Source organism: Frankia sp. Mgl5 (assembly GCF_023242985.1).
In the GTDB taxonomy this organism is placed as follows: Bacteria; Actinomycetota; Actinomycetes; order Frankiales; family Frankiaceae; genus Parafrankia; species Parafrankia soli.
On the sequence record NZ_JALKFY010000085.1, the window covers coordinates 1 to 281 of the forward strand.

At 58.0% G+C, this 281-nt stretch carries 1 pseudogene; it reads left to right on the plus strand.

Going from position 1 to position 281, the window contains the following annotated elements:
* Window positions 1-281: pseudogene (locus tag MXD62_RS08475) on the plus strand (acetyl-CoA C-acyltransferase); the annotation flags it as partial.

Consider the following 281-nt stretch of genomic DNA (forward strand, 5'->3'; position numbering starts at 1 on the left):
GCGTAACGGCAGGAAATGCTTCCGGGATTAACGACGGGTCAGCGGTGCTGTTAATCATGTCACGCGAAAAGGCGGAAGAGCTTGGCTGCAAGCCGATAGCCCGGATTATCGCCAATGCCAGCGCGGGAGTGGACCCAAGCGTGATGGGGATCGGACCCGTACCGGCTACCAAAAAAGCACTGGCAAAAGCGGGGCTAACCTTGGAGCAGATCGACCTGATTGAAGCGAATGAAGCGTTTGCCGCCCAGTCGCTTGCGGTCGCCAAGGAGCTTGGACTGGAT